Source organism: Flavobacterium sp. UW10123, assembly GCF_040538975.1.
Taxonomy (GTDB): Bacteria; Bacteroidota; Bacteroidia; order Flavobacteriales; family Flavobacteriaceae; genus Flavobacterium.
On sequence record NZ_JBEWQE010000004.1, the window covers coordinates 206937 to 226588 of the forward strand.

Here is a 19652-nt window from a genome sequence, read left to right on the forward strand (position 1 = left end):
GTGTACCTAACAAAGAAATCCTTTTAATCTGTGTAATCTGTGGCTAAAAAGAAAAACAATTCGTGGAAATTCGTGCAATTAGTGGCAACTCTTTTATTTAACATTCTCTTTTTCATTAAAAAATCTGTTATCAATACCTTTGCAACTTCACAATAACATTAAAAATGAAAAAGCATTTTACCTCACTCCTATCTTTAGTTTTTCTTTCACTTTCATTCTTTTTACAAGCCCAAAATAGCAAAGACAATTACGTTGTTTTAGTTTCTATGGATGGATTTCGTTGGGATTATGGCAAAATGTATAATCTTCCTAATCTAAGGCAAATTGAAAAAGAAGGCGTTCATGCTAAATCAATGAAACCGTCTTATCCAAGTAAGACTTTCCCGAATCATTATTCGATTGTTACGGGGCTTTATCCGGATCATCACGGAATTATCAATAATGTTTTTTATGATGCCTCTTTGAATCAGTCTTTTTCTTTATCAAGTAATGCAAAAAATGATTCTCGTTTTTATGGCGGAAATCCGATTTGGAATTTAGCTGAACAGCAAGGTGTAAAAACAGCCTCTTTCTTTTGGCCAGGTTCTGATATTGACAAAAGAAACCCAAGTTATTTCAAAAATTACGATGGTAAAATTCCATATGGAGCGAGAATCGATACGGTTATGAAATGGCTACAGCTTCCAGAGAAACAACGCCCTCATTTGGTGACTTTGTATTTTGATGAACCTGATCATACAGGTCATAATTTTGGTCCGCTTTCGCCAAAAACTGAAAAAATGGTCATCAAAATGGATTCGATTATGGGAGAAATATCTAAAAAATTAGATCAGCTGCCGATCGGGAAACAAATCAATTTGATTATCGTTTCAGATCACGGAATGGCGACTATCAGCAATGATAAAAAAGTAGCGGTGTTAGATTATTTAAAACCAGAATGGTTAGGTTATAAAGACGTAATTAACCCAATTATGAGTTTACAGGCAAAACCGGGTTATCAAGATTCTATTGCCAATGCCTTAAAAAAAGTGCCTCATATTAAATTCTGGAAATCGACTGAAGTTCCAAAAAGATTGCATTACGGAACTAATCCAAGAGTGCATGATTTTGTTATTGAAGCCGAAAAAGGATGGAGTTTAGTAAGCAAAGAAAGCACTCATATAAATGGCGGAACGCATGGTTATGATAATGAAGAAAAAGATATGCACGCTATTTTTTATGCAAAAGGTCCTGCTTTTAAAGTCAATAAAAAAGTAAAAACGTTTCAGAATGTTTCTGTTTATCCTTTGATTGCTCATATTTTAGGTTTGCAAGTTGGCGAAATTGATGGGAAATTGAGTGATGTTGAAGCTACGCTTCGCTAAATTAGATAATGTGGTAATTTGATAATTAGAAAATTAGGCAATCAAAGAAATTGAATTGCCTCCAGCTTTAGCTGGAGATTAGCTTATTTAAACACCTCAAAGGCTTTAGCCAAACTAATAGGTTTGGCTAAAGCCTTTTTCTTATACATTTTTATTCCTCCAGCTAAAGCTGGAGGCAAGTCAATAAAACATAAACTTATTTATTACATAATCGAATGTCACCCTGAGCGAAGTCGAAGGGCGCTCCAATTGGCACGTGGGCTTCGACTTCGCTCAGCCTGACAAACCTATAAATACAACAAACCCAACAAGATTTTAAAAACCTGTCGGGTTTGCTTTGATATACGTTGTGTAGACGCACTGCAGTGCGTCTCTACAGAATATTGGGATGTGTGAATTAATCCACAATTAATAATTTACAATTAACCATTATTAAGACACCACTTTGTACGTTGGGTCTTCAATAACATTAACTTTTATAACAGCATCAGCATTTTTCAGTAATTGTCTGCAATCGGCGCTTAAATGCTGTAACTCTACCGTTTTGTTTAGCTGATTGTATTTTTTAGTAATATTATTCAAAGCTTCAATTGCCGACATATCAGAAACACGGCTTTCTTTAAAATCAATTATAATATGATTCGGATCATTCTGAATATCAAATTTCTCTAAAAAAGCAGTTGTTGAACCAAAAAATAAGGGTCCGTAAATTTCGTAATGCTTTATTCCGTTTTCGTCAATATAATGTCTTGCGCGAATTCTTTTGGCGCTTTCCCAAGCAAAAACCAAAGCCGAAATAATTACACCTATCAAAACAGCCAAAGCCAGATTATGCAGTACAATTGTGATTACAGCAACTAGAATTCCAACAAAAATATCATGTCTCGGCATTTTATTGATAATCTTGAAACTCGCCCATTCAAAAGTGGTAATCGCAACCATCATCATAACTCCCACTAAAGCCGCCATTGGCAGTTTTCCTATTACAGGCGCTCCAAAAAGTATGATAATTAAAATGGTCAAAGCGGCAATAATTCCCGAAAGTCTGGCTCTTGATCCTGCACCAAGATTTACTAGCGTTTGAGCAATCATCGGGCAGCCACCCATTCCGTAGAAAAAGCCGTTTAGAATGTTTGAACTTCCTTGCGCTATACATTCTCTGTTGCTATTTCCTCTTGTCCCTGTAATTTCATCAACCAAATTCAGCGTTAGCAAACCTTCGGTCAAACCAACTGCGGCAACAATTACCGAATACGGAAATATTACTTTTAAAGTTTCAAAAGAAAACGGAATATTCGGAATATGAAATGGAGGAAATCCGCCTTGAACCGAAGCAATATCTTCAACTGTTTTAGTTTCGATATTAAAAACAATTACCAAAGCAAAGACAACCATAATAGCCACTAAAGATGCTGGAACCGCTTTTGTTATTTTCGGAAAAACCAAAACAATTGCAATAGTCAAGGCAACCAAACCTAGCATAATATATAGCGGAGTTCCTTGAAGCCAAGAAACCTGTCCGTCAATAACCGTCTTAAACTGTTCCAATTGCGACATAAAAATGACAACAGCCAAACCGTTTACAAAACCAAACATAACGGGTTGCGGAACCAATCGAATAAATTTCCCGAGTTTAAAAAGTCCGATACAAATCTGGACAACACCGCCCAATGCTACAGCAGCAAAAACATATTCAATTCCGTGCGATTTCATTAAGGCGATTAAAACAATTACCGTTGCTCCTGCTCCGCCTGAAATCATTCCGGGTCTTCCTCCAAAAATAGCTGTGACCAATCCGGCAATAAAAGCGGCATATAAGCCAACCAAAGGCGGAAATCCTGCTAAAATCGCAAACGACAACGATTCTGGAATCATCGTCATGGCAACAGTTAAACCTGCTAAAATTTCGTTTTTATAATTGACTTTCTGGCTAAAATCGAAGAGTTGGAATGCTTTTTTCATGGCGTAAAATTAGAAAAATAATACGCAAAAGAATAAACCTTTTATACGATAAAAAGTTATAGGAAAACACTTGAAGAAAAACAGTTAAATCAGACTAACTGTTCTAGAAGAAATAGTAAAATAGAAAGTATAAAACCTAGCATTTCAGATTTAGTATTAAAATTAAAATATTACACAAAATACTTACAAAAAACATAAATACACTAGCGTATTTACACCTGTTTTTAGAAATAAAAATGTAAAATTATTCTAACCTTACACAAGTATAACCTAAACGACAGACATAATCTACAACATTATCATACTGCAAATCAAAGCCTTCAACTCTTAATATCTTATCGCAGTCTTCTAGATCAAAATTGATTTTATAATCTGGAAACTGATTTTGTATAACGGCTATGACATAATCACGATCAGATTCTTTCTGAACATTGGTTTTAAAAATCTCCACGACCATATCGGTATCTTTTAATTCTTGAAACTGGTACATTTTTATTTTTATTAAAAAGAGTATAGAAATTCGAATTCAAAAATAAAGGAGAAACACCTATTTTAATAGCAATTTTATACCAATGGCGTCTAATTTATACGAATGGCGTTGGTATAAATTTTTCTTTATAAACACTTATAAACTATACGATTGTATTATTTTTGCCGCTATGACAATTGCAAAAATCTACCAGAATTTTTTTCTACGAAACCTAATCGTAAACACACTTGTTTATTTAGTCATTTTCGCCTGTATTTATGACGAAGTAAGACTCGACGGACACAGCTGGTCTTATATCCTCAGCAAAATTGCCATGGGATATTTTCCGTGTATTGTCTGGATTACGATTTTTAATATCTGTATCATTAAGCCTTTTCTGTTTCACAAAAGGTTTAAAATCTTTTTTACGCTTCTTGCCATCTATTGGACTTGTTTTTATTTCTTCATGAATTGGTTTCTTCCGCTTGTGGAACTAGGAAATCTAAAAACCCTTCAGATTGTATCGCTTATCATAAACGGCTGTTTTTTCTATTTTCTGCATATCGTTATTACCAAAAAAATAAGTCAGGCCGATAAAGATATTATGAATTTCAAGTCGGAACTTTCGTTTTTAAAACAGCAGCTCAATCCGCATTTTTTATTGAATGCAATGAATAATCTTTACGGAGAAGCTTTAGCAGAACCAGAAAAAGTTCCAGATCGAATCTTGAATCTTTCAGACATGCTGCGCTATCAGATTGAAGCTTCTAAGAAAGATTATGTTTTAATGCAGGAAGAAATTGCGTTTATTAAAAAATACATCGAATATTACTCGTTTAGAAACGAAAGACTCGCCGTAACGCAAAATATTGAAGGCGTTCATGACCAAATCGAGATTCCGCCTTTGTTCTTTTTGCCTTTGGTCGAAAATGCGGTAAAGTTTTCTGCCGAAACTCCCGAGCCTTTTATCAATCTGGATTTGAAAGTACAATGCCGAAGTTTGTCTTTTACCATAAAAAACAATTATCTCGATTCGGGATCACGCCTTTCGAGCACGGGAATCGGAATTGAGAATCTAAAAAGACGTCTGGAAGTATACCGCTTAAAACACACTTTGAGCTGTAAAAAAGAGAAAGATATGTTTATCGTAAAACTGAATATATGGCACTTACCTACCGCTGTCTAATAATTGATGACGAATCGCCGGCGCATAAGGCCTTGATTTCGCATATTTCTAAATTTGACGAACTGGAACATTCTGGAAGTGCTTTTAACGGTATGGAAGCCATAAAACTGCTCAACGAAAACCAATATGATATTATTTTCCTCGACATTAATATGCCCGTGATTTCTGGCGTAGAATTGATGGAACTGCAACCCAAACGCCCAATTACGATTGTAACAACGGCTTATTCTGACTTTGCACTTTCGGCCTACCAAAATGATGCAATTGATTATTTAATGAAACCCATTTCGTTTGATAAATTCTCAAAAGCAATAGAAAAAGCAAAAACCTATCATTCGGGAAATAATCTTAAAAAAGAAAACAACGACGACGAAAAAGCACTTTCTTACCGCTCTAACGGACAAGTAATTGAAACGCCACTTTCGGATATTTTATATATTGAAAGTCTAGGCAATTACATGAAATTGTACAATTGCAAACTAAAATCTCCAATTGTCATTTACGGTTCGCTTGCGAGCATAAGTGCCGAAATTGATTGCGCGCATTTCCTTCAAGTGCATCGATCTTTTATTGTAAATACAACTAAAATTTCTGCTGTTACGACCAAAAATCTAACGATGTCTAATGGCGATACTATTCCTGTGGGAAGAAAATATCAGATTCTGCTAAACAATTTGCCACTGAGATAATCTTTTTTAATGAGATAATTAGATATTTTTTTAAAAGCTCAACTTTTTTGGTTGGGCTTTTTTTTGTTTTTTACGGGTTTGTAAAATGCGTAAAAGTACTTGGTGTTGAGTTTTTATTTATTGGTATAATTGTTTGGAAATAAATTTGTTTAATTATGGATTTCCGTAACTAAAATCTTTAACAGATCATGAAATTGCTGATAGAAGATATTAAATTTTTCAATTATAAATTTTACAAAAAATGAAATTCAATAAAATAAGCATTAACTCAAAGATTACAGATTTAAAAGGTATTGACGAGATTCAATTGAATAGATTAAGTAATATTATTGCATTAGTTGGCAAAAATGGTTCTGGTAAAACAAGAATTTTAGATTTATTAGAACAAAATTTATTCAAAAATGTTAATGTTTTAGAGTTAATTGACAATACAGTGACGGGATTGCCAAAATCAATTAAAAATTCTGCTGATTTACTATATCCTGCTTTACCATATCTGAGAAATTTACGTCTAATTTCGGAATTGAGAGAAGAACTAAAAAAAGCTCCAAAAAATCATGAATTATCTTTAAAGATAGATAATTTACTTCGCCAAAACAAAAGACTAATACGCACTGAAGATGCAAATATAGTTCACAATTTAGTTAATCAAATACAGGCTGAGTTACCTCCTTTAAAAGGAAAATTTCTTAGAAGAATAAAACATGAAGAAATACAGCAACTGCAAGATGCAATAAACGACACCTCAAATGATACTATAACATTTGAAAATTTAATTGAAATGGTCACAGACAATAACCCTTATGATGAATTTAAACTGATTCATAAAAGTGGCCTAAAATTTTTATCGAGATTACCACATCAATTAGCTTATGATCAATATGAATGCTTAGTTAATAAAAAAAAAATAGAAGATAGGGTCTCATATAAAAGATTTCAATCATTAAAAAAACTAGTTGAAAATTTCCTAAAAAAAGATCTTACATGGGAACAAAAAATGTTGAAAGGAAATTTAACTGACAAAGGTAATGACGTCACATTTATTGGTGTTTGGAAAATTGAGGGTAGGGATTTTGATTACAATGAATTCTCTAATGGTGAAAAATCTCTTTTTGCATATGCCCTCCTTTTATTTTTGATCGATCAAAATCCTAACCTAAACATTAAAGAAAGTATTATTCTTGTAGATGAACCAGAACTGCATTTGCATCCTGAATCTGAAATTGATTTAATAAATGGCTTAAGAACAGCTATTGGAGAAAATGGTCAACTTATTTTTGCAACCCACTCAATAAATATTCTTTCACACTTAAATTATGATGAAATTTTCATGGTCAAAAACGGAAAAATTAATCATCCCTCTCAAAGTAATGTTAGCGCTTCTTTATCACAATTAATGGGTATTGAGGATAGGATAAATAAATTGTCAGATTTTTTATCATCAATATCAACGTGGACATTTGTTAATTTCATGTCAGAATGTTTTACAAATCCTGAAGTTATAGAAACTGCAAATCCAAATGACCCACAAGTAGAAGCTTTTAAAAAAGCAATAGAAAAGAATGGAGACACAAAGAGCAACGTACTTTTAGATTTTGGAGCAGGAAAAGGGCGTATTTTCGAGCAATTAAAATCTGATTATGATTTTTTTCAAAAAATAAGCTATAGCGCTTTAGAGCCTGACAATAATTTGCATACGCAATTAAAAAAAATTGGCGTGAATCAAATTTTTAAAAATCATAATGAATTACCTAAAAATTCATTTGATTTCATTTTATTATGTAATGTTCTCCACGAAATTCCAATTAAAGACTGGATGATCGTCCTAAACAAAATCATTCAGTCACTTACTCAGAATGGTTTTTTAGTAATTATTGAAGCAAAAATTCTAACTAAAGGGGAAAAAATTGGAAAAGAGGGCTTTATTCTTTTAGATATTGAAGAATTAAAATCACTTTTTGGACTTAAAACACTGCCTTCTGAAATTAAAATTTCAGGAAAGGAAGAGACTGTCACATGTGCTTTATTCCCTAAAAACAAGTTACGTCAAATCAAAAAAGTAGATATTCTTAAAACATTAGTAGATCTTGAAAAAAATACATTTGAGAAAATAATTTCATTAAGGAATTCAGCTGAATCAGATCCCGTAACAATTGGACTTGGAAGAAAAAATGCATTTCTATCACAACTCTACATAAACTCAAAAATCGCTCAAATAAATTTGTCTAATCAAAACTAGTGCAGACAATAAAAAGAATTTTTAACTAAATCCAAACCCCTTACGAGGGATTCGGTAAAAGATTTACCAGAAAGGGAATTATTAGAAAAGCAAACAATATACTTAATGAATATTGAAAAAAGCAACGAAAGAATAAAAGCCAATTTACAATTTTGGTTTTATGCTACACTTATTGGCAGAGTGGTTAGCTTTCTGTTTACCATAGATTAATTTTACACTTATATCTAACAAAAAAGAGACTTTTAAAGTCTCTTTTTCCATTTTTATACTATTTTATAAAATCCTATTTCTCTTTAAGCAACTTTTCCAAATAAGAAATCTTCTCTTTTTCCGATTCTAATAAACGTTCATAAAGTTTCTTATTTTCATCATAAGATTCAATCAGCTTTTCGATTGGATTAAAAGTATATTGATCATGATGACCAAATGCACCTTGGCTATTACTAAAATCAGTTTCATTAAAAGTATTAAAATAATTAATAACTCCTTCGTCACTAAAACTTTTAATAGCCTCTGCAGAAACGCCTAAAACTTCGGCAATTTTATTTAGTCTTTCGTCATCGATGGTTTCACTTCCCTCAATATTAGAAATAGATTGCTGGCTTACTCCAATAGAAATAGCAAGCGCTTCTTGTTTCATACCTCTAAGCTCTCTAATTCGGCTGATATTTCTGCCGATATGTTTTGGTTTTGTTGCTGTGCTCATAATTCAAAGATATTTAAAATTCTTCAAAGTTTTTTATTTCATTATAACACCTTTCTGTCTAACAAAAGTATCGTTTTTCGCACAACTAAAAAAGCATCGGTCTTCTCTTTTTGTACTAAATCTAATACAAGACCAAAATCCCGCATCACGAGTAATTACAGGGTTTTTAAAAGTACAACGCTTATCCAAATTCGCGATTTTGTTAATTATTTTCTTAAAAAAAATGGCAAACTAAGAAACTTTTCTTACTTAATTATTTAAATTCGCGCCAACCAAACCAAAAGCCACTTACAAACCAATGAACATTTTTAATTTTTTTAGAAGATCAGATACAAAATGTCCGAGATGTCTTGGAAAAAGATTTGTTGATTGGGCTGATATCCGCCGTTTAAATCGTCAATTAAAATGGGTTCCCGCACCCTGCGCCTACTGCGATGCAACAGGAAGAGTCCCCAAAGAGTTACTTTCTAAAGTTGCTGTAGACTGCATGTATCTCACAATCGATCTGCCAGAATCTGTAATAGAAAAAATAAAAGAAGGTGATCTAGAAACAATCGAAAAAGGAAAACAACGCGAACTTTTTGTAGATCATCTTATACAATATGCAGAGCATCATTACCTCACTCAAAACCTCGATGCCGAAAGTATTGCCAATTTGTATTTAGACTTCGAAGCTGAAAAAGCTCCTTTTGCGGTTACAAAAGAAGAATTAATAAAATACATTCAAGGCGTAATCGAACTTAAAAAAACGGTATTACAATAACCTTTGCAACTCTAAACTTTGAACCTCTGAACCTTTGCTCCTTTGTACCTTCAAAAAAAACAGGTATAAATACTCATAGCCATCATTTTGTTTTGTGCTAATATTGTACTGAATAATTTTTAGTTTAGGCAAGGTTTTCTAATAGAAAGCTTTTTAATTTTTTGTCACTTTTTTTTTGGAACAGAAAGTGGAATTTCAAGTCGCTGGTACCGATTGGAAATTTCACTTTTTTTTGTTTTTAAACGTGATGTTTTTTTTACCGCAAAGAACGCAAAGGGTTACGCAAAGTTCGCTAAGTTTTTTTTTAAAAGAAGTTTGCGAGGACACAAAGCTTGATCTACACAAAGCTTTGCGAACTTTTTGCGGTTTTATTAAGTCTCGCATTAAAAATTCTTAGCGTACTTTGAGTTAAAAAAAATTAACCGCAAAGAGCGCAAAGGGTTACGCAAGGTTCGCTAAGTTTTTTTTTAAGAAGTTTGTGAGGACACAAAGCTTGATCTACACAAAGCTTTGCGAACTTTTTACGGTTTTATTAAGTCTCGCATTAAAAATTCTTAGCGTACTTTGCGTTAAAAAAAATTAACCGCAAAGAGCGCAAAGGGTTACGCAAAGTTCGCTAAGTTTTTTTTAAGAAGTTTGTGAGGACACAAAGCTTTGCGAATTTTATTTCAACATAGCCCGTGGTTTCAACCACGGGGACACAATGTATATCCCAATTCATCTCTGGACATCTCCGCGGTTGAAACCGCCGGCTATATTTGAATATTAGATGGTAATTATTTTTTCCAAACATAAAGTTCGCAAAGTTCGTTTCTGTCTAGCTTTGCGAACTTTTACGTTTTTATTAAGTCTACTCATTAAAAATTCTTAGCGCACTTTGCGTTAAAAAAACATCACTCTTAGAAACCTCTGTTGCTTTGTACCTCTGCACCTCTGCACCTAAAAAAAAAGCCTTATTTTTGCGTTCTGTAAAAGCCACGAAATTAAGTCCGCATGACTAGAGAACATTATATTCCGTTTAACAAAGAATTTTTATTGGAACAGCAAATCGCTGCCTTTGCTGAAGATCCGCAAAAGGTTGGTGATTTTAAGAAGTTATTCGAAATTATCGAACACTATTACCATTACGAATCTTTTAATCTTAATCGAAATCTAAAACAGCATTACGCGCTCTACGATCCCGATTTAAGCGAAAAAGAACGTGAACAGTTTATCAATAAAAGCAATTTTCCTGTTTTTAAAGAAACGCTGCTGAAAGTTCTCGAACGAGGCAATTACTACAGAATCAACCAAAAAGCTTTAAACGATGCCTTTAACGAATCTGATTTGATTGGATTGAATCTTGCTATCGATTTTAATGCTTTCAAAGATTTTGAACTCTATGCGCGTGGCCATCATAAAGCAAAAGAAAAGGTCAAAAAGTACTTTTTCTGGACTAAAGAAGTCGAAATTGAATATTATGACCGAGTGCTGATTTATCTTAATTACAGCGATGCAGATTACCTAAAAGAAAAGAAAGTCAAATTAGGAAAAATGCCAATCGATCCCGGTTCTATTGCACTGAAGATCTTTAAGCGTGTTCCTAAAAACGATATTGAAACCATCTTTCCGAATGCTATTCCGAAAATGTCTCTTAAGGACAAATTGCTGCTTTGGGTTCCGGGTGTTTTTGGTGGACTTTCGTTATTAAGCGCCAAAGTAATTCCGGCCTTGATTAATATGTACGAAGCTTATCAAACGGGCGAAACAATCGATTTACTAAACAGCAAAACTTCCTTAAATCAAGGATTAATTGCGTTGGGAATCTTAGGAGCTTATTGTTTCCGTCAATACAATAACTTTATAAACAAGAAAATCAGATATTCTAAAACACTTTCAGATAGTTTGTATTTTAAGAATATTGGAAATAACAGCGGTGCTTTTTATTCTTTACTAAATTCTTCTGAAGAAGAAGCTTTAAAAGAAACCATTCTCGCTTATACATTTTTGCACGAAAGCGAAGATGCTTTAACAGCCGAAGAACTAGACCAGCAAATAGAATCTTGGTTTCAAACCAAACTAAACACCGATTTGGATTTTGATGTAAATGATGCTTTATTGAAATTAAAAAGCATTGGTTTGGGAATAGAAACAAACGGAAAATGGAAAGTGATTCCGCTCAACGAAGCGCTTATTACAATTGATGAGCTTTGGGATAATGTTTTTCAATACAACCAAAAAGTAGATTCTTTAAAATACTAAAAATGCATACTTACAAATGTTCTTGTTGCGGAGAAGTTTTTGACCAAATGCCTTTGTGTTTTGGAAACGAATTCCCTGCTTATTATTTTACAATTCCGCCAGAAGAAAGAGAAAAACGAGTTGAGTTTGGAGGAAGTTGGTGTTATGTAGATGAAGAACATTTTTTTCATCGAGGAAGATTGACAATTCCGATAATTGATTACCATGAAGATTTGGTTTTTAATGTTTGGACCACGCTAAGCGAAGATAATTTCTGCCTTCGAATGGATTTATGGGAAGATCCAGAAAGAGTTAACCAAGAACCTTATTTTGGCTGGATGCAGTCTAATGTTCCTACTTACGGCGAAACTTTATCTTTAAAATCAATTGCTATTGAACAAGGTTTAGGTTTAATTCCAGAAATAAAAATGATCGAAGAAAATCATCCTTTAACCCTCGATCAAGAAAACGGAATTACCTTAGAAAAAGCCATTTCTATTGTAGATGAGATAATGAAAATTCAGCACGGTAAAAGCTAAAAGAAATTTTATTAGATTTACGCATCTAACCTTAAAACCACAAAAAATGAGAACATTAGATCAATGGTTTGCAGAATATGCCGTAAGTCACCAAAACCCAACCAACAAAGCGATACACTATATTTGCGTTCCCGCAATTTTCTTTTCGATCGTTGGATTGTTAATGAGTATTCCTAGCGGAATTATTGCCAATACTTTAAACTTAAATTTGCCTATTATCGAAAACTGGGCTTTTGTTGTTTTGGTTTTTGTTTTGGTTTTCTACATCAGATTATCGGTTGCAATGGCGGTTAAAATTGCTGTGTTTTCGGGAATCTGTTTAGTCCTAAATTATTATATCGGACAAGTTGTTCCGTTGTGGGCATTTTCAATCGGCGTTTTCGTTATTGCTTGGATCGGACAATTTTATGGACATAATATCGAAGGCAAAAAACCTTCTTTCTTAAAAGATCTTCAGTTTTTATTGATTGGTCCTGCTTGGGTTGTGGAGAATTTGTTTTCTAGAAAGTAATATCATGAAAGCTGATAAAACAAGCAGAACAGCGCAATATATGGCTTTCTTTAGAGCATTAGAAACCAGACAGCGTGAGAGATTATTTGCTGATCCTTATGCTATCCATTTCTTAGATTCGAAATTAAGAATTGTAACGCATTTGTCTCAATTTTCACTGATTGCCAAATATATTTTCAATACAATAAACAAAAAGATTCCTGGTGCATTGTCGTCAGGAATTGCAAGGACAAAATATATTGACAGTTTACTTGAAAAAGCTGTTTCTAATGGAGTTGAACAGGTTATAATTTTAGGAGCTGGTTTTGACACTAGAGCTGTGCGTCTTAATTTTTTACAATCTATTCCCGTAATAGAAATAGATCATCCGAATACTTCCAATTTTAAAGCTGAAATTTATAAGAACCGAATCGGACAAATTCCTGAAAACGTAAAATTCCTGCAGATTGACTTCAATAAACAAAACCTTGATCAATTGGCACTGGAACACAATTTGGATTTTTCAAAGCCTACGGCAGTTATTTGGGAGGGCGTGACTAATTATCTTACTGAAGAAGCTGTAAAAAGCACGTTTGTTTTTATTTCTAAATTTGCCGCCAACAGCCACATTATTTTTACCTACGTCCATAAAGACATTCTCATAAATCCAGAATCTTTTTTAGGGGGCAAAAAACTTTTGGAAGACCTTGAAAAGATAGAAGAACATTGGACTTTTGGTTTTCTGCCCGAAGAATTGCCAAGCTATTTAAATAAGTTTCAAATTCGGCTTTTAGAAGATTTGGGAGCCAATGAATACCGCAAAAGATTTCTTCCTAAACGTTCTGAAAAGGGATATGAATTTTACAGAACTGCAATTGGTATAAAAGAATAAATATTTTTAGCATCAATTAGTGAGCAGCGTTATAATGCTGAATGTTTTCTGTTTTTTATTTATGAGATAATTCTTCTTTTTATAGATAAATATACTTTAAATATTTTCTATATTAGCTCAATAAACCAAACCTGAAAATGAGAAAATTCTTCACAGTAATTACTTCCGTAATTTTACTTTCTTCTTGCAAACAAACAGATACCAAAAACATTCCAGAGAAAAAAGAAACAAAGAAAGACACCGCTAAAGTTGAAGATTCATCTCAAACAGCACAAGTAAGTTCTGATTTATTAGAACAGTTTTCTAAAAATAAAAATGAAGTTGTTCTAAAATTAAAAACGCTTTCTAAGCAAGAAGCCAATGCTTTGTATGAAAAGTATTTTGAAGAAAACAGTTCTTTACTGCAACAAATAGCAGGAAAAGAGGTTGGAGTATTAGATAAATTTTACAATGAAGACGAAGCCAATAAAAAAGCCGTTAAGCTTTTGGGTGAAAAACTTTCGAAACATCAATTACAGTTTTGGGAAATTGGAGAAGGTTATGTCGAAATAGAACCTTTACATGATTTCTATTATACCATTTTCAAAGATTACGTAACTAACGATTACAGAGATTATCTGTACTTAAAAAGCGAAGAAAACAAAACGCTATATTCTGCAGATGCTGGACTTGTAATCTCTTTTAAAGATCTAGGCGACAGAGTAATTTCATGGGAAAATTTTATGACCAAATATCCTGATTCAAAATTAATTCCATCTGTAAAAGAAGAATACAAAAATTATCAGATGGATTATTTAGTTGGTCAAGACAATACGCCAACAGCCGAGAGAGCAACAGATGAAAAATATATTTATCCAGAAAACATTCAGGAATTTAACCGATTCATGAAAAAATATCCAAAAAGCCCAACAGTTCCTCTAATTAACTTGTTTATGGAGAACTTTAAAAGCGAGAGTATTTTTGATTTATTAAGAGCTGAACAGGATAAACTATAACTAAGATATTTAACAACCAACAATCTAAATATGGAAAATAAAAACCAACCTATAACATTTGTTTTTTGGATAGTAGCCATCATTTTAGGCGTAACCTTATACAAGCAATTTGATTTTAAAAATCTAAAATTTGAGAATCCGGCAATGGCTGTTATTTATGGTATTGTCTTTTTATTTTCAGTTTATTATATTATTAGAAATTCTAAAAAGAAATAAAATATAATTAATAATAAACCTCGAAAAGTTTATGAGATATATCTGCCAAATATCGGTTAATATGTCTGATGTTTTTCAGTTGTATTAACTCATTAGTGTCAAGCAAAAGCCAAAATTTCGCATAAAAAATTAATCAAAAAAACACAGAATGGAATTGAATTTTAAAGATTTCCCTAAACTGATTACCGAAAGATTAGTATTAAGAAATATTGAAAACACTGATGTTGCTTTAATTCATAAATTACATTCTGATGCAATTGTAAATGCTTTTGTTGGAAGAGAGAATTCTTCAAGCTTAAAAAAAGCAGAAGAATATATAATTAAAATGCAAAATTTAATTGCGAAAAATGAGTGCATTTATTGGGTCATAACGGAAAAAGGAAATAACAACCTAGTTGGTTCAGTTTGTTTATGGAATTTTGATATTGAAAATGAAATTGTAGAAATAGGATATGAAATGTTGAGTGAATTTCAAGGCAAAGGAATAATGACTGAAGCAATCAAAAAAGTAATAGAATATGCGTTTGAAAAAATAAAAGCAAAAATAATAACTGCTTTTCCATCTTCTGACAATACTAATTCTGTATCGATATTAAAAAAAATGAACTTTGAATTGGAGAATAAAAAATATAATAATACCCATGAAAATATAAAAAATCTGGTAACTTACACTTTAAGAAATAATCAAATTAATAAGTAGAATTGCCTGTCAAAGTTCGAATCAAAATCTCTTTTAATTTTAGGCACTTTTAAACTAAAGAAAATTTAAAAAATTTTAAAACCATAAAAAAACCTGAGAATCTGTATTCTCAGGTTTTTTTATGGTTAATCTAATGCCTATTTTCTATTTAAGTAACATCTTAGTTTAAGTACTTCTATATAATATTTAAAAATAATTTACCCTAAAATTGAATTGCAAGCCATTAGCTGTAAAAGAAAACGAGACTTTAAAGGACAATTTCATAGATTTGAATTTAGAAGTTTCTAGTCCTGTTGGAATTTACATTTTTTTAATTTTCACAGTAATTTTATTGGAATATAAATATCAATAATGTGATGATTTTCGGGATGTGATTTAGGATCATTTAAATGACTCAAAAAGAAATTTCTATTATCTGGCTGATATCCATTTTCTTCAAACCATACTTTGTAAATATAATTCCATGTTTTAAAACATTCTAACATTGGAGCTTCTTTGTGAAAAATAGCATACAATCCGCCGCTTATTGTCGTATTGCCAATTATTCCTTCTCCCACTATTTTTTCAGGGACAGACAAACAAACATCTGCCTGAAGCATTCCTTCTAAATTAGCATTGCTTCTATAAACAGTTAATGCTTTTGTTTCAGGAAAATTCACCAAATTTCTTGGAGAAGCCCAGCTAAAAAGCTGTTTAAACATATCTTCAAATGTTTCACTATCGTGCTTGTGAATATTCAGATTTCGAATGTAAATAACATTAATTGCATCCAGTTTTTTGATTTCAAAATCAAGTTTCATAGTTTCACTCATTTCAATACTTTTTAAATTATTTAATTTGAGTGCAAGGTAGTTTTCGATTTCGGACTGCATTTTTCCAATATTGCTATCTATTATACTAATATTGCTATTTTTATACAACTTCCGCCATTCAGAAGGTGTTTGCTGTTTAACTTCACGAAAAGCTCTTGAAAAGGATGAAATACTTAAAAAGCCACAATCAGTTGCTATTTCGCTAATTGTTTTTGAAGGATTGTTCATTAAAAAAAATAGAGCTCTTTCAATTTTTGCATTTTTAATAAAATCATTAATTGTTCTTCCTGTAACCGACTTAAAAATTCTATGAAAATGAAATTTTGAAAAATTCGAAAGAATGGCCAATTTCTCTAAAGAAAGTTCCTCATGAAGGTTTTCTTTAATATAATCTATACTCTTATTGATTCTAAAATAATACTCTTTAATAGACTCTTCTTTTGTCATGTTTTTAGATCTATGATATTGTTTCGACTAAAGATTTCTGGAAGGTGTAAGCTAATATTGAAGCCAAATTTAAGAATGTATTTTTGAACCATAAAAAAACCTGAGAACATACATTCTCAGGCTTTTAAATTTTACAGTGACCCCGGAGGGGTTCGAACCCCCAACCCTCAGAGCCGAAATCTGATATTCTATCCAGTTGAACTACGAGGTCAGTTTATTTATGATTTTAGATTATAGATTTTAGATTGCTGATTGGAATCTAAAATCTACAGTCTAAAATCTAAAATTATATTTACGAAAGTAATTTTTTCACAATTGTAGAAATGGTTTTTCCTTCAGCAGTTCCGCCTAATTGAGCAGATGCTAATCCCATTACTTTACCCATTGAAGCAATTCCAGAAGCTCCTGTTTCAGCAATGATTTTTGCTACTACAGCCTCTACTTCTTCTTCACTCAATTGAGCTGGTAAAAACTTCTCTATTACAGCAACTTGAGCCAATTCTGGTTCTGCTAAATCTGGACGGTTTTGCTCTGTAAAGATTCTTGCACTTTCTTTACGAGTTTTAACCAATCTTTGAAGCAATTTAATTTCTTCATCTTCAGATAAATCTTCTTTAGATCCTGAAGCTGTTGAAGCTAATAACAATTCAGATTTTACAGCTCTTAAAGCTTCTAATGCTACTGTATCTTTTGCTTTCATGGCCGTTTTGATCTCGTCCATGATTTGTGTTTGTAAACTCATGTTTATATTTTTATTAGAATAAGCCAACGCTTATTAATTGATGTATTAATTTGACCCTTCGACTTCGCTCAGGGTGACAACAAGATTCACTTTAAAAACCTATTTGAGAAGTCAAATTTTGAAATTCTGTGCGAAGATAAAAAAAATAACCCGAAAATTAAATCCAATTTTCGGGTTACCTAATATTATGATTCTAAAAATTAATCTACGTTATCGTGCAAAAATGAATTGTTTGAACGTAATTGTAAATCATTATTACTGTCTGTTCCAACAGAGATTCTAGAATTTGTATTATTAGACTGAGAATTAGACAAATCTATTCCTAATCTTTTGTAAGCTGGCTCTTTTTCCAACTCATCGATTCTAGAAACATTGTTATGGAACTTATAGTTAAATTCTTTTAGTTTCTTTCTTCTTTCTTCTGCTCTTAAACGCAATGTTTCTTCAATAGTCAATTCTAAAGGAGAAACTTCAGAGGTTGTAGAGAAATCAGGCTGACTAGTAAAATCAGGTCTTGGTTTCAATGTGATGTTTAATTCCTCTGGAATTGTATCTTCAACAACTTTTTCAACCGGTTTAGAAGCCATTAAATCATTTTCAACCTCCATATATTCTTCTAGAGAATATTTAATAATTCCGTTATCTGAAACTTCAGTTACAGGAACAAATTGTACCGGATCGTTTACTTTAATTTCGCGTGTTTCATTTGTCAATTCAAACAAAACTCTATTATCTTCTGCAACTGGCTCTCTTTTTACAGGCTCTTGTTTAAACAAAGGAAGATCAAAAGAGAATGTTGTTTGTTCTTCTCTTTCAAAAACTCTCTGCTGTTGCACTGGCTGTTGTTGCTGAATTTGCTGAACAGCTGGCGCCTCAGGTGCAGAAATTGTAAAGTCAATATCTGTAATTGGCGAAACAATTTCGAAAGTCACGTCTAGATTTTTAATAAACTCAGACATTACCACTAACTCTTCCTGATTGATTGCTGGAGCAACAGCCTGTGCAGTTGGAGTAAAAGTTTCATCGTCGTCAATTAAATCAAAAACAACTTTATCTTCCACTTTTGCTGTTGGTGTATCAACAGTTAAATCGAAAGAAGAAATTGGCTTATTAGTTAAATTATGAACACTTCTCTGCTCATCTTCTAACGTATGAATGATTTTCTTTGGCTCTGTATTTACAATTTCATTTTGTTGTTCTACATCAAATCCTGTAGCAATAATTGTTACAGCAATAGCTTCACCAAGAGTTTCGTCTTCACCAACTCCCATGATAATATTTGCATTGTAACCAGCTTCAGCTTGAATGTGATCGTTAATTTCTCCAATTTCGTCAAGAGTGATCTCATTAGTTCCAGAAACGATAAGCAACAATACGTTTTTGGCACCCGTAATTTTATTGTCATTCAATAATGGAGAATCTAACGCAGAAACAATAGCATCTTTAGCTCTGTTGTCGCCTTCCGCTACAGAAGATCCCATAATCGCAGTTCCGCTATTAGCTAAAACTGTTTTTGCGTCACGTAAATCGATATTTTGAGTATAGTGATGCGTAATTACTTCAGCAATACCTCTAGAGGCTGTTGCCAAAACTTCATCCGCTTTAGAGAATCCTGCTTTAAAACCAAGATTTCCGTATACTTCTCTTAATTTATTATTGTTGATTACAATTAAAGAATCTACTTGCTTACGCAATTTCTCGATTCCAATAATCGCCTGCTCCTGACGCACTTTCCCTTCAAACTGAAACGGAATGGTCACGATACCAACTGTTAATATTTCTCTTTCTTTTGCTAATTGAGCAATTACCGGAGCTGCACCAGTTCCAGTTCCTCCACCCATACCAGCAGTAATGAATACCATCTTAGTATTCTTATCCAACATTTTTTCAATATCAGAAATACTTTCGATTGCCGACTGCTGTCCAACGTCTGGGTTTGCTCCAGCTCCTAATCCTTCAGTTAAATTAAGTCCTAACTGAATCTTATTTGGTACTGAGCTATTTTGAAGCGCTTGCGAATCGGTATTACAAACGATAAAATCTACGCCTTTAATACCTTGTTTAAACATGTGGTTAATCGCGTTACTTCCGCCTCCACCTACACCTATTACTTTGATTACATTTGATTGATTTTTTGGTAAATCAAATGAAATACTTCCAAATTCTGAGTTGCTCATCATCTTTTTGGTTTTTTAATTCTTATTAAGTACATTTTTTACTT

The 19652-nt window shown here is 32.5% G+C and carries 18 protein-coding genes and 1 tRNA gene; 12 read left to right on the plus strand and 7 right to left on the minus strand.

The annotated features are described in order from the left end of the window. Positions 1–164: 164 nt before the first annotated feature. Complete coding sequence (locus ABXT06_RS06660) at positions 165–1364, plus strand: alkaline phosphatase family protein (protein ID WP_354590032.1); 1200 nt, start codon at positions 165–167, stop codon at positions 1362–1364. Between the two features lie 432 nt (positions 1365–1796). Here the strand turns inward: ABXT06_RS06660 and ABXT06_RS06665 are convergent, their stop codons facing one another. After that, a complete protein-coding gene (locus ABXT06_RS06665) occupies positions 1797–3326 on the minus strand; it encodes a SulP family inorganic anion transporter (protein WP_354590033.1) in 1530 nt (509 codons plus the stop codon). Positions 3327–3570: 244 nt separating this feature from the next. Further along, entirely contained in the window at positions 3571–3816 is a 246-nt protein-coding gene (locus ABXT06_RS06670; RefSeq protein ID WP_354590034.1) for a hypothetical protein, read from the minus strand. Between the two features lie 82 nt (positions 3817–3898). On the opposite strand from ABXT06_RS06670, the gene ABXT06_RS06675 reads away from it, so the two are divergent. From ABXT06_RS06675 to ABXT06_RS06685, 3 genes are all read left to right on the plus strand, one after another. Continuing rightward, the gene (locus tag ABXT06_RS06675; RefSeq protein ID WP_354590035.1) at positions 3899–4981 is read left to right on the plus strand and encodes a sensor histidine kinase; all 1083 of its coding nucleotides are present in this window, start codon (positions 3899–3901) and stop codon (positions 4979–4981) included. Further along, a complete protein-coding gene (locus ABXT06_RS06680) occupies positions 4957–5670 on the plus strand; it encodes a LytR/AlgR family response regulator transcription factor (RefSeq protein ID WP_354590036.1) in 714 nt (237 codons plus the stop codon). The genes ABXT06_RS06675 and ABXT06_RS06680 overlap by 25 nt, the downstream gene beginning before the upstream one ends. A gap of 241 nt (positions 5671–5911) precedes the next feature. After that, entirely contained in the window at positions 5912–7909 is a 1998-nt protein-coding gene (locus ABXT06_RS06685) for an AAA family ATPase (protein WP_354590037.1), read from the plus strand. 283 nt (positions 7910–8192) lie between these two features. On the opposite strand, the gene ABXT06_RS06690 is transcribed toward ABXT06_RS06685, so the two are convergent. Beyond that, positions 8193–8615 (minus strand): helix-turn-helix domain-containing protein, encoded by a 423-nt coding sequence (locus ABXT06_RS06690; RefSeq protein WP_354590038.1) that lies wholly within the window; start codon positions 8613–8615, stop codon positions 8193–8195. A 298-nt stretch (positions 8616–8913) separates the two neighbouring features. Here ABXT06_RS06690 and ABXT06_RS06695 point away from each other — a divergent pair, with 298 nt between their 5' ends. From ABXT06_RS06695 to ABXT06_RS06730, 8 genes are all read left to right on the plus strand, one after another. Further along, positions 8914–9378, plus strand: a complete 465-nt coding sequence (locus ABXT06_RS06695) for a hypothetical protein (protein ID WP_354590039.1) — start codon at positions 8914–8916, stop codon at positions 9376–9378. Positions 9379–10371: 993 nt separating this feature from the next. Further along, positions 10372–11619 carry a TMEM143 family protein gene (locus ABXT06_RS06700; RefSeq protein WP_354590040.1) on the plus strand — a complete coding sequence of 416 codons (1248 nt, stop codon included), beginning with the start codon at positions 10372–10374 and terminating at the stop codon, positions 11617–11619. Between the two features lie 2 nt (positions 11620–11621). Then, positions 11622–12137, plus strand: coding sequence for a DUF2199 domain-containing protein (locus ABXT06_RS06705; RefSeq protein ID WP_354590041.1), 516 nt, complete (start codon positions 11622–11624; stop codon positions 12135–12137). 46 nt (positions 12138–12183) lie between these two features. Further along, the gene (locus ABXT06_RS06710) at positions 12184–12648 is read left to right on the plus strand and encodes an Mpo1 family 2-hydroxy fatty acid dioxygenase (RefSeq protein WP_354590042.1); all 465 of its coding nucleotides are present in this window, start codon (positions 12184–12186) and stop codon (positions 12646–12648) included. Between the two features lie 4 nt (positions 12649–12652). Continuing rightward, positions 12653–13519 carry a class I SAM-dependent methyltransferase gene (locus ABXT06_RS06715; RefSeq protein WP_354590043.1) on the plus strand — a complete coding sequence of 289 codons (867 nt, stop codon included), beginning with the start codon at positions 12653–12655 and terminating at the stop codon, positions 13517–13519. 137 nt (positions 13520–13656) lie between these two features. Continuing rightward, entirely contained in the window at positions 13657–14514 is an 858-nt protein-coding gene (locus ABXT06_RS06720; RefSeq protein ID WP_354590044.1) for a tol-pal system YbgF family protein, read from the plus strand. 30 nt (positions 14515–14544) lie between these two features. Continuing rightward, positions 14545–14730: a hypothetical protein gene (locus ABXT06_RS06725; protein WP_354590045.1), complete on the plus strand. Its 186-nt coding sequence runs from the start codon at positions 14545–14547 to the stop codon at positions 14728–14730. A gap of 148 nt (positions 14731–14878) precedes the next feature. After that, a complete protein-coding gene (locus tag ABXT06_RS06730; RefSeq protein ID WP_354590046.1) occupies positions 14879–15430 on the plus strand; it encodes a GNAT family N-acetyltransferase in 552 nt (183 codons plus the stop codon). A gap of 317 nt (positions 15431–15747) precedes the next feature. Here the strand turns inward: ABXT06_RS06730 and ABXT06_RS06735 are convergent, their stop codons facing one another. From ABXT06_RS06735 to ftsZ, 4 genes are all read right to left on the minus strand, one after another. Then, positions 15748–16689 (minus strand): AraC family transcriptional regulator, encoded by a 942-nt coding sequence (locus ABXT06_RS06735; RefSeq protein ID WP_354590047.1) that lies wholly within the window; start codon positions 16687–16689, stop codon positions 15748–15750. 137 nt (positions 16690–16826) lie between these two features. After that, positions 16827–16900, minus strand: a tRNA-Arg gene (locus tag ABXT06_RS06740). 81 nt (positions 16901–16981) lie between these two features. Continuing rightward, a complete protein-coding gene (locus ABXT06_RS06745) occupies positions 16982–17431 on the minus strand; it encodes a GatB/YqeY domain-containing protein (RefSeq protein ID WP_008467137.1) in 450 nt (149 codons plus the stop codon). Positions 17432–17631: 200 nt separating this feature from the next. Further along, positions 17632–19611 carry a cell division protein FtsZ gene (gene ftsZ / locus ABXT06_RS06750; protein WP_354590048.1) on the minus strand — a complete coding sequence of 660 codons (1980 nt, stop codon included), beginning with the start codon at positions 19609–19611 and terminating at the stop codon, positions 17632–17634. Between the last annotated feature and the right edge of the window lie 41 nt (positions 19612–19652).